Origin of the sequence: Clostridium sp. C8 (assembly GCF_001010885.1) — a bacterium.
GTDB lineage: Bacteria > Bacillota > Clostridia > Clostridiales > Clostridiaceae > Clostridium > Clostridium sartagoforme.
On record NZ_LBMX01000071.1, the window covers coordinates 18362 to 29283 of the forward strand.

General features: G+C 32.3%; 16 protein-coding genes and 1 riboswitch. Of the genes, 8 read left to right on the top strand and 8 right to left on the bottom strand.

Features of this window, described 5'->3' with window-relative positions; translation table 11 throughout:
- Nucleotides 1–12 precede the first annotated feature (12 nt).
- A riboswitch (Fluoride riboswitch) is annotated at nt 13–86 on the bottom strand.
- Nucleotides 87–149: 63 nt separating this feature from the next.
- Nucleotides 150–1349: a chromate efflux transporter gene (gene chrA / locus AAT22_RS10815; RefSeq protein ID WP_047001228.1), complete on the bottom strand. Its 1200-nt coding sequence runs from the start codon at nt 1347–1349 to the stop codon at nt 150–152.
- Nucleotides 1350–1678: 329 nt separating this feature from the next.
- Here chrA and AAT22_RS10820 point away from each other — a divergent pair, with 329 nt between their 5' ends.
- From AAT22_RS10820 to fetB, 3 genes are read left to right on the top strand one after another with little or no spacing between them, the layout of a single operon-like run.
- Nucleotides 1679–1987, top strand: coding sequence for a PadR family transcriptional regulator (locus tag AAT22_RS10820; protein ID WP_016208140.1), 309 nt, complete (start codon nt 1679–1681; stop codon nt 1985–1987).
- Nucleotides 1988–2006: 19 nt separating this feature from the next.
- A complete protein-coding gene (locus AAT22_RS10825; protein WP_016208141.1) occupies nt 2007–2645 on the top strand; it encodes an ABC transporter ATP-binding protein in 639 nt (212 codons plus the stop codon).
- Between the two features lie 3 nt (nt 2646–2648).
- Entirely contained in the window at nt 2649–3440 is a 792-nt protein-coding gene (gene fetB / locus AAT22_RS10830; RefSeq protein WP_047001229.1) for an iron export ABC transporter permease subunit FetB, read from the top strand.
- 32 nt (nt 3441–3472) lie between these two features.
- Here fetB and AAT22_RS10835 read toward each other — a convergent pair whose 3' ends face one another.
- The 6 genes from AAT22_RS10835 to AAT22_RS10860 all read right to left on the bottom strand — a co-directional run bounded on the left by AAT22_RS10835 (nt 3473) and on the right by AAT22_RS10860 (nt 6487).
- Complete coding sequence (locus tag AAT22_RS10835; protein WP_047001230.1) at nt 3473–4249, bottom strand: ABC transporter permease; 777 nt, start codon at nt 4247–4249, stop codon at nt 3473–3475.
- Nucleotides 4250–5011: an ATP-binding cassette domain-containing protein gene (locus AAT22_RS10840; protein WP_047001231.1), complete on the bottom strand. Its 762-nt coding sequence runs from the start codon at nt 5009–5011 to the stop codon at nt 4250–4252.
- Nucleotides 5012–5125: 114 nt separating this feature from the next.
- The gene (locus tag AAT22_RS10845; protein WP_047001232.1) at nt 5126–5314 is read right to left on the bottom strand and encodes a cysteine-rich KTR domain-containing protein; all 189 of its coding nucleotides are present in this window, start codon (nt 5312–5314) and stop codon (nt 5126–5128) included.
- A gap of 142 nt (nt 5315–5456) precedes the next feature.
- Nucleotides 5457–5807 (bottom strand): DUF1048 domain-containing protein, encoded by a 351-nt coding sequence (locus tag AAT22_RS10850; protein WP_047001233.1) that lies wholly within the window; start codon nt 5805–5807, stop codon nt 5457–5459.
- A 9-nt stretch (nt 5808–5816) separates the two neighbouring features.
- On the bottom strand, nt 5817–6164 hold the full coding sequence (locus tag AAT22_RS10855; RefSeq protein WP_047001234.1) for a DUF1048 domain-containing protein: 348 nt from the start codon (nt 6162–6164) through the stop codon (nt 5817–5819).
- On the bottom strand, nt 6164–6487 hold the full coding sequence (locus AAT22_RS10860; protein WP_047001235.1) for a PadR family transcriptional regulator: 324 nt from the start codon (nt 6485–6487) through the stop codon (nt 6164–6166). The genes AAT22_RS10855 and AAT22_RS10860 overlap by 1 nt, the downstream gene beginning before the upstream one ends.
- Nucleotides 6488–6743: 256 nt before the next feature.
- Between AAT22_RS10860 and AAT22_RS10865 the strand changes: the two genes are divergently transcribed.
- From AAT22_RS10865 to AAT22_RS10880, 5 genes are all read left to right on the top strand, one after another.
- Entirely contained in the window at nt 6744–7715 is a 972-nt protein-coding gene (locus AAT22_RS10865) for a choloylglycine hydrolase family protein (RefSeq protein ID WP_047001236.1), read from the top strand.
- 105 nt (nt 7716–7820) lie between these two features.
- Nucleotides 7821–8624 carry an AraC family transcriptional regulator gene (locus AAT22_RS10870; RefSeq protein WP_242849813.1) on the top strand — a complete coding sequence of 268 codons (804 nt, stop codon included), beginning with the start codon at nt 7821–7823 and terminating at the stop codon, nt 8622–8624.
- Nucleotides 8625–8682: 58 nt separating this feature from the next.
- Nucleotides 8683–9201: a transposase gene (locus AAT22_RS10875; RefSeq protein ID WP_047001237.1), complete on the top strand. Its 519-nt coding sequence runs from the start codon at nt 8683–8685 to the stop codon at nt 9199–9201.
- A 140-nt stretch (nt 9202–9341) separates the two neighbouring features.
- Nucleotides 9342–9542: a helix-turn-helix domain-containing protein gene (locus AAT22_RS18810; protein ID WP_084820756.1), complete on the top strand. Its 201-nt coding sequence runs from the start codon at nt 9342–9344 to the stop codon at nt 9540–9542.
- Nucleotides 9539–10243 (top strand): IS3 family transposase, encoded by a 705-nt coding sequence (locus AAT22_RS10880; RefSeq protein WP_084820757.1) that lies wholly within the window; start codon nt 9539–9541, stop codon nt 10241–10243. The genes AAT22_RS18810 and AAT22_RS10880 overlap by 4 nt, the downstream gene beginning before the upstream one ends.
- Nucleotides 10244–10677: 434 nt before the next feature.
- Here the strand turns inward: AAT22_RS10880 and AAT22_RS10885 are convergent.
- Nucleotides 10678–10922, bottom strand: a 245-nt coding sequence (locus AAT22_RS10885) for an Hsp20 family protein (protein WP_047001238.1), incomplete at its 5' end; no start/stop codon positions are given.

Below are 10922 nucleotides of genomic sequence, written 5' to 3' on the forward strand. Positions count from 1 at the left end.
ATTCTGCGATTTTAAATCACAGAAGTCATCAGCTTTACACGCGGTTTAGGTCTTAACCAAGGGAGAACTTCATTCCCATAAGATATAATACATTATTTAAGTGAATTTATCAATATATAAATACATTATATTTTTAATTTTCTTTGTATCTACACAATAAATCCTGCTGCTAAAGTAGCTAATACAATCAACGGTGCTGGGATCTTTTTGGTGAATAAAAGTACTATAGTAATCAGCATAACAATAATATTATCAATTCTAAATCCACTCTTCTGCATTAAAATTATTGCAGAAACAGTAATTAATCCACCTGCAACAGCAGTAATCCCCTTTAAGGATATTTTAATTCCTCTAATCTTCTTTAAGCTTTCCCATATAGGATATATAAAATAAATCAAAAGAAGTCCTGGTAGAAATATTCCAATGCCACCTGCAACAGCACCTAGAACTTGTGTTAGCACACTGCCCCCCCTAGCTGCCATTCCACCTGCATATGAACTGAAACTAAACATTGGTCCAGGTAACCCCTGCACAAGTCCGAATCCAGTTAAAAACTCTTGATTTGTCATATACTGATTTACTTCAACTAATTCACTATACATAAGTGGCACCACCACTTGTCCTCCTCCAATAACCAAGTAACCATATCGGTAAAAACTTTCAAATAAATGAATTATTTTGTTATCCCATATAAGAGTTAAAATAAAGCTTCCTATTGCAAAAGTTCCAAATAAAATCAAATATATCCAAGGAGGACTTATTTTTACACGATTCCATAGATTTTTCTCTTTTGAGGTAATAACGCTAACAACTCCACCTAAAATTAAAACTAATGGATATATCCAAGGTTCTCGAATAAAATAAGTAGTTACTCCTCCCATTATTAATAAAATTAAAGTAATCTTGTCTATTATCACTTTACTGCCTATTCGGTACGCAGCTATAATTATGAATCCTACTGCCATTGGTCCAATATATCGTAATCCTTCTTGAGATAAATTCATATTTTCTAGAAATTGACTTAAAAATGAAAGTAAAGTCATCAAAATAAGTACAGGTAAAGCCCATACCAGCATAGTTAGGAGTGCCAACAATGGTCCTCCAATTTTGTACCCAATAGCTACAATGGTTTGCGTACTACTTGGCCCTGGCAAAATTCCAGTTAAAGCAATAAGTTCAACTAACTCTTCTTCATTTAAATATTTTTTCTTTACAACCATCTGATCTGTAAAAACACCATAATGCGCCTCTGGTCCTCCGTATGCTCCTAAAGAGCAAATGAATACATCTTTTAGAAATACTCTCCATAAAACAGCATTTTTATTTTCTAGTTCTCTTTCTTTTTTCATAACGAACCTCTCCTTTCATACAAAATTATCATATTATAAACTTAATATAAGCGAATCCATCTATTACTACATATGTGATTACCATGGATAATAAATGTATGGCTAAAAACCATACTCCTATCTCATACAAAGTAACACTATAAAATAAAAGCATTATAACATAAATAATCATTCTCCTTTTAAGTCAAAATACTTTTATAAGTCCATTAAAATTAGTAATAGATAAATATAACATAATCACTTGTAATAAAAAATATTTGATGTTATAATTATATCATACTTCGATATCGGTTTTCGATATACACATTATACATTAGAGGTGAACAAAAATGCAAGATAAAATTTTAAGAAAATTTTTTCTAGGATTTATTCAAATCCATATACTTCATCATGCAAAGAAAGATCCTTTCTACGGTTCTTGGATGATAGAAGAACTTAGTGAGCATGGATATGATATGAGTCCAGGAACTTTATATCCCCTTCTTCACAGTATGGAATCAACTGGACTCTTAGAAAAAGATGAAAAATTAGTAGATGGGAAAATTAGAAAATACTATAAAATAACTGATCAAGGTGTTGAAGTTTTAGATGAGGCTAGAAAGAAAGCTTATGAATTATTCAAAGAAATAAAAGATTGATGAATGGAGAAAGATTTCTATGTTTTCACTCAAAAAGGTAATATACAAACATATTTTAGAAATTAATGACCTTAATATAAAAAGATATAAAGTTACGTGTATCGTAGGAGAAAGTGGAAGTGGAAAATCTACACTCTTACGACTTCTAAATAAGCTTATAAGCTGTGATAGTGGTGAAATATTTTACAATGGTCAGTCTTTAAATTCTATTAATTCTATAGAACTAAGGAGAAATATAGGAATGTTGCCACAGCTTCCTGTTATTTTTCCTGGAAGTATTAAAGATAACCTACTAATAGGACTTAAATTTGCAGAAAAGCCACTAGTTGATGATAAAAAACTTCGCACTATCCTAAATATAATTCATTTAAATAAAAATCTAGATGATAATGGTGATAAGTTATCTGGTGGCGAAAGGCAAAGACTTGCTTTAGGAAGATTAATTTTAATTGATCCTGACGTATTCTTATTAGATGAACCTTCGTCAGCAATGGATGAGAAAACAGAAAATATTATAATTAAAACTTTAGTTTCATACATTCAGGAAACAAATAAGACCTTGATTATGGTTACTCATTCAAAGAAAGTCGCACAGACTTACGCAGAAAATATTATAGAGATTCATCAAGGTAAAGTAATAGATATTAAGGAGGTTTAGTAAATGAATGGTTTAATCAATCTATCACTATGGCAAATGATATCGGCCTATGTATTTGTTTTAATTCTACTGCTTATTGTTAAATTTAAAGGAATTTCAAAGGAGAAGGTAATTCTTATTTCTTCTCTAAGAATGACACTACAACTTATTATTGCAGGGTATATACTAGTTCAACTTTTTAACACCTCATCTCCTCTGTTTACTATTCTTATTTTAATTATGATGGAATTCTTTTCTGTTTATAACATCATAAAAAGAACCAAGGAAAGAATTTCATCAAAGCTTAAGCAAATAATTACTTTATCAATGATTATAGGTACCTCTTCCTGTCTATTCTACTTTTTACTTATTGTTGTGCGCATATCACCATGGTATAACCCCCAATACTTTATTCCGATTGCAGGTATGTTAATAGGAAATTCTATGACTGGTGTCTCTTTGTGTGTCAACCATTTAGTTGATGGAATGCAGAATCAAAAGACTTTAGTTGAAGGAGCTTTAATGCTTGGAGCAACACCTAAAATAGCTTCAAAGCAAATTGTAGATAATGCTTTTGATTCTGCAATACTACCCACCATTAATTCCATGCTTGGTATGGGAATTGTTTTTTTACCTGGCATGATGACAGGTCAAATACTGTCAGGAACCTCCCCTATTACAGCAATAGAATATCAAATTGCTATTATGCTTGGAATACTCGGCAGTGTATCATTAACTGTGATAATATTTGTTCAATTAGGATATAAAACCTTCTTTAATGATCAGAGTCAATTAATCATTGATGATTATAACTAATATTTAATAAGTCCATACTATAGATTCTAAGACTATGCCTTATTGAATTTATTTTTATATACTTTCATTGCAAATATATAAGAAACAACTATTATTCCTATACACCAAGCAAGGGCAATCCAGATATCATTTCCTACAGATTGCTTTGCTAATAAATTACGAATAGCTTCTACGATAGGTGTTACAGGTTGATTTTCTGCAAAAGCACGTACTATTGAAGGCATTGTATCTGTTGGTACAAAAGCAGAACTTATAAATGGTAAAAAGATGATAGGGTAAGAGAATGCCCCTGCACCATCTGGTGTTTTAGCAGAAAGTCCAGCAATTATAGCAATCCAAGTCAAAGCAAATGTAAATATCCCAAGAATTCCAAATACAGCTATCCATTCTGAAATTCCTGCTGAAGAACGGAAGCCCATTAATAATGCAACAAGTATAATAACTACTACAGAAATTCCATTGGAAATTACTGAAGTTAATACATGTCCCCATAATACTGTAGAGCGAGCAATTGGCATAGAATTAAAACGCTCAAAAATGCCACGTTCTTTATCCATAAACAACCTATATGATACATATGCAATACCACTCCCAATAGCCATTAACATTATACCAGGTAATAAATAATTAATATAATTTTCTGTATCTGTTTTAATCGCACCACCAAATACATAAACAAATAATAACATCATAGCAATTGGTGTTATACAAACTGTAATAATTGTATCCATACTTCTAAAAATATGCCGCATAGAACGTCCAAACATGACACTCATATCTTTTAAGAAATGTTTATTTGTTAATTCCATTTATTTTTGCTCCTTTCTACCTATTATTGATAGGAATATTTCTTCTAATGTAGGTTCTTTCTCAACATATTCAACTTTCGCAGGCGAGAATAATTTTTTTAATCCTTCTAGTGTATCTAGAGCAATAATTTTTCCACCATGAAGAATAGCTATTTTATCTGCAAGTTGTTCTGCTTCTTCTAAGTATTGAGTCGTTAAGAATACTGTAGTCCCTGAATTGGTTAGCTCCTTTACAATCTTCCAAACTTCTAGACGTGCTTCAGGATCTAAACCTGTAGTTGGCTCATCTAGAAAAATAATCTTTGGATTTCCAACTAAACTCATTGCAATATCAATTCTTCTTTTCATACCTCCAGAATAAGTAGATACTCTTCGATCTGCAGCTTCTGACATACCAAAACGATTAATCAACTCATCTGCTATTGAATTTGGATTTTTAAGGTGTCTAAGCTTTGCTATCATTTGAAGATTTTCACGTCCAGTCAAAATCTCATCAATAGCGGCAAATTGACCAGTGAGACTGATAGAGCTTCTAATACCTACTGGATTTTTTTCAATATCAAAACCGTTAATTGCAATACCTCCAGTATCTGCCTTAAGCAAAGTAGCCATAATTTTAATCATGGTTGTTTTACCAGCTCCATTAGAACCTAGCAATGCAAAAATCTCTCCCTGCTCCACTTCCAAATCTACTCCCTTAAGTACTTCTACATCTTTGTAAGACTTCTTTACGTCTTTAATTTGTATGATATTTTTTTTCATTTTCTTTTCCTCCTATTTAATATAGTAAATTTTCTTAAACTTAAGTTTAATTCTTTTGAGATAGCTTAATTGCTTATCATAAAAAGAGCCGATAACTGTGATTTCATTCACATGTTATCGGCTCTGCGTCTTAGCGTCTGGCTCTTTAACAACTGATATATTCAGCTGTTTCACATTAATTATCATTTCTTGCTTACACTTGGGACAAAATAGCGGAAAATTTTTAAGTACTGTATCATAACCTATCTTGACTCTTGTTTTATTGCTACAAACCGGGCATAATATCCACTCATATTTATTCACTCTGTCCCCCCCTTTTTCAATTTTATTCTTGATATCTATCATTTTAATACTTGCAAACATTAAGCTATTTTTTTAATCCTCAATCTTTGCAGGCAGTGTAGACTTCTTTCTTCATTAATTTTTTAATCATGATATTTCACTTTTACTTTATTCTACCTGTAGCCTTTCTCATTGCATTACTAACTTCTTTTTTAACAGATTCTTGATATATATCAGCGTAAGTTTTTGAATCTTTGATTAAATCATCACAAAAAGCTGCTACATCATTACCCGTAACTTCCAGTACTCCTTTCCCAATAAGGGCACCCTCTTCAAAAAGATCTACAATTCCAATAAGTAAATCTATCCCTTCACTTAGTTCAGCAGGCCCGACTTTATAAAGATATTTTTGAATTTCTTTATAAACAATCTGATAATCTTTTGGTAGGGATTTAACACGCTCTACGTGTGCTCGCCACTCTTTTTTATCTTTTATCATATCCTTTATTCCCATTTCATCCTCCTATTTACCTAATTTTTTAGCAATATTATTATTAAGTTGTTTTCGCCATTTATCTCTATAATAATTGGTCCCTTCTTCACCTACTAATGCTAAACAGAAACCTTTAATGTTATCACCTAAAGCCTCTTGTACACTTTGCCCATCAGAAGCTGTTTCTTCTAGTAGGCCAATCACACCCTCAAGAATTGGCATGAGATTGCGACCTGTGAAATCTGAGTGCTCCCAAAGATTAGCCTTAATCTTTTCCCATGCAGCTTGATAGTCAGATGGTAGCTTTTCAGCTCTTAATTCAAAAATTTTAAATTCTTTAGTCATGTCACTCCCTGTGATTTTTTCCCAAAAATTCATTATTTCTTCTCCTTTAATTCATTTATTTTTGATGATACAAATTCCCATCTTTCCCAGAACATTCTCAGTTCCTCACGTCCTGCATCATTCAGCTTAAAAAATTTTCGCGGAGGACCCATATCTGATGGTTTTTTTTCTATGTCTACCAGTTTATTCTTCTCTAGCCTCACTAAAATGGTATAAACTGTCCCATCAACAATATCTGAAAATCCTAATGTATTTAACCTTCGCGTAATCTCGTAACCGTAGGTTTCCTCATGATTTATTATTTCAAGGACGCAGCCTTCTAGTACCCCCTTTAACATTTCTGTTATATTTTCCAAATAGTTCACCTCTTTACTATCTAGTAATACTGATATTATGTATTACTTACTACTACTATATAGTAACACTGAGTAGTTAAAGTGTCAATTGCTATATTTCATTTATTATACAAATTTATAATATGAGATCAGTACTTTTATATGATTAAATACTGTTAACATTGTTAGCCCTAGATCAAAAAATTAAAGTTCACCCTCTTTAACGTTAAACCATATATTATAATCATGAATTTTATAAAATTGGAGGTTTTATGGTATGTGCACAGCTATTACTTTGCAATCCTTACAAAAAGAGAACTTCTTTGGAAGAACCATGGATTTTTCCTATCCTATTAAACCTGGAATTTATATAATACCTAAAAATTATGAATGGCATAGCCTTATAACAATGAAAAAATATATTGATAACTATAGTTTCATCTGTATGGGACAAGAAACCAATGGTATATTGGGCTTTTTTGATGGTGTCAATGAACAAGGCTTTGCTGCTGCTGTTTTATATTTTGCAGGTTATGCTTATTATGATTCAGACATAAATAATAAAGAACAGATTGCGTCTTTAGATTTTCTACATTACATTTTAGGATGTTGTAAATCTGTGGATGATTTAAAGACCTTATCAGAAAACATTAATATTGTAGGTGTACCAGATCCAGTTACACAAGCAATTGCTCCCTTACATTGGATTGCTACGGATAGAAGTGGTAAATCTATTGTTATTGAACAAACTGAAAGAGGTCTTGAGATAATTGATAACCCTATAGGAGTGATGTCGAATAGCCCTGATTTTCAATGGCATATGACTAATCTAAGAAATTATATGAATGTATCAACCACTCAACAAAATGAAGTTTATTGGGAAAATGTATCATTAACTCCCTTTGGTCAGGCTTCAGGAACCGTGAATCTCCCTGGAGGCTTCACCTCTCCTGAGCGCTTTGTTCGCACATCATTTATAAAAACACATGTACCAGTTCCAAAAGATTCTTCTGAAGCACTTATTACATGTTTTCATATTATGAATAGCGTTTTTATTCCTAAGGGAATTGTTTTAACTGATAGAGGTACTTATGATTATACAAAATATATTTCTTTTATGAATACTAATACATGTGAATATTATTTTAAAACCTATGAATGCAATCAAATCATAAGGGCAAGTCTTTCTGACTATTATAAGCTTAGTAATCAACCAATCTTTCTTGGAAACATTGTATTTTCTCCATGAGTTGAATCTTCTAAATCCCCATACAATTCGATATTTTTTGTAGTAAAAAAGTCGAGCATCATAAAATATACTTTGGTATTATATATACATGAAAGGAGCGGGATAATGTTAAAGGAATTAAATCATGTGATTGACTACATTGAAGATCATATAACAGATGATAACCTATCTCTTGAAATAATTTCTGAATACGCTGGAGTTTCTGACTATCACTTTAGAAAGATATTTCTTTATCTTTCAGGATTAACTCTTAATGAATATATAAAGAACAGAAAATTATCAGAAGCAAATAAGGATTTATTAAAAGGAGAGAAAGTAACAGATGTTGCTTTGAAATATGGTTATCAATCAATGGATGGCTTTACTAGAGCTTTTAAAAAATGGAGTGGTTTTTTACCATCAGATGTAATAAAAAAAGGCATAAGTAAATCATTTCCCAAACTATCATTTATAATAACTGTTAAGGGAGGAATTTCTATGGAATTTAGAATTGAAGACAAACCAGAATTTAATTTAGCAGGTGTAAGCAAACGTGTTCCTATGCAATTTGAAGGTGTAAATAACGAAATTGTAAAGCTTGCACAGAGCATAACAGACGAACAAAGAAAAGAGATGCATTCTCTTCAAAATATTGAGCCTTATGAAATAATTAATGCTTCTTATGAGGCTGATGCAAATTTCTTAAAAGAAGAAGGAGATTTAACTCATCTCATAGGTGTTTTAACCACTGAAAATGAAGTAAGTAATCTACTAGAAAAGGTGCACGTCAAAGCCTGTACTTGGGCTATATTCCCAAACGAAGGAGCATTTCCTTCTACTTTGCAAGAAACAATGGCAAAAATTTATTCAGAATGGCTTCCTTCTTCTAATTACGAATTAATCAATGCTCCTACTTTCCCCCTGTGTTAAGATAGTTGTCGTAGGGAGTAATGTATGATATTCTCGAACAAAGAGAAGAGATATACCTATGGCAAGAGAAAATAGTATGAATAAGAGATATAGTAAATTGGAAAAAGAGAAGTTAATATCAAGAATGTTACCACCAGAGAGCATATCAGTTTCAGATTTATCAAAAGAAACAGGTATAAGCAAATCTACATTGCAAACATGGAAGACCAAAGCTGTAAAACCTAAAAATACTGACAATAACATTGGAAAGATAGGTGTGACACCTAAAGATAGATTTTTGATAGTTATGGAGACATATTTACTCTCAGAAGCAGAATTGGCAAGGTATTGCAGAGAGAAAGGCTTATTCGTAGAAGACGTTAAAAAGTGGCATAATGCTTGTTTAAATAGCACCAGCGGCAACGCCGAAAGTGATGATGTTAAAGAATTAAAATTAAAGCAACAAGAAGATGCAAAAAGAATAAAAGCACTAGAGAAAGACCTGCAGTTTAAAGAAAAGGCACTAGCAGAAACGGCAGCATTACTAGTTCTTAGAAAAAAGTTACAAACGATCTTAGTGGACAACGTGGAAGATTAATAGATCACTCAGATCGCATAGCAATAGTAAATTTAATAGCTGAAGCTAGAGAAAAAGGGGCTCGATTAGAAGCAGCCTGTGAAACCGTAGGGATAAGTTCTAGGACTTACGAGAGATGGTGCACAGGACAAGAAATACGGATGGACATGAGACCTATTATTAAGAGAAATTCTCCAATCAACAAGCTTACTGATGCTGAATATGAAAGTGTCTTAAAGATAGTTAACCTTCCAGAATACGCTGATCTACCCCCATCACAGATAGTTCCAGCGCTAGCTGACAGAGGTGTATATATTGCTTCTGAATCTACTATGTATCGTATTCTAAAAAGGAGAAAATGAAGACTCATAGAGGGTATGCGAGAGCCCCTAAAAAGAAGAAAGAACCTGAAACTCATATAGCAAATAAACCTAATCAAGTCTGGACTTGGGATATAACGTTCTTATCCACAGTTGTGGTAGGTCTATATTTCAAGCTATATATGATTGTGGATATCTTCAGCCGAAAGATAGTAGGCTGGGAAGTGTGGGAAACAGAAACAGGAGAATTTGCTTCATTATTAGTTGAAAAGGCTATAATGAATGAAAAAATTAAGGGGAAACCATTGATACTACATTCGGATAATGGAGGACCTATGAAGTCATATACATTAAAAGCTAAATTAGAGGAACTTGGCGTTATGTCATCGTTTTCAAGACCGAGAGTAAGTAATGATAATCCTTATTCAGAAGCTTTATTTAGAACCTGCAAATATAGACCTGGTTATCCACAAGAAGGTTTTAAAACTATCGCTGACGCTAGAGAATGGGTTCTTCAATTTGTTGATTGGTACAATAATAAACACTATCACAGTGGATTAAATTTTTTAACACCAAGTTCAAGACATGAAGGATTATCTACAAAAATAATGAGAAAACGAATAAACGTATATGAGGCGGCTAAAAAGCTTAATCCACAAAGGTTTAATCGTGGTATAAGAAAATGGGCGGTGCCTAAAACGGTATCTTTGAATCCAAGAAAAGATGTGGATAAAGCCTTGTAATCTTTGATTATAAACACATATGTACAGATTATTTTCCAGTTAATATATGGTATATATGTGTTTAAAATCATAAAATACACACTGTAAAATTTTTCAAACTAATAATAGAGAATCTCGAACAAAAATTTTCATGCGACAACATGCTTGACAAACACCGAGTCTTGTACCTTCATTGACTTCTTGTTCAAAAACCCAATATTTTTGCAATACGCTCCTTTTTACCTTGCCTCTACATTCTGTGCAAGAATGTTTTGTTTTATTTCGCGAAGGCGGTAAATCTCATCAGCCACGTTGCAATAATCAAGGTCCTTTCCAATATTCTCTTACATTAATATATGCGATAATAAATGCCAGTCAATTGCTTAATTTTATTCATTAAATAACATTAGCACACCGACGTAATGTTATGTCAGTGTGCTAATGCACTGTCTTTTTTACTCAATCATGATGCGTTTCGAAGTGTCGACCTGTTCCTTTTTAGGTACCTTAATCGTCAACACACCTTCTTCCAGTTTTGCCTGAATACTTTCTTCATTTGCATCTGCAAGTAAAATGCTTCGTGACATCTGCGCATATTTTCTTTCACGATGAATATATTTTTTGTTTTTATCTTCGGAAACTTCTTCTTTTTTCACTGAAATATTAAGTCTTCCTTCGTTAAGTGTAATTTCTACATCTT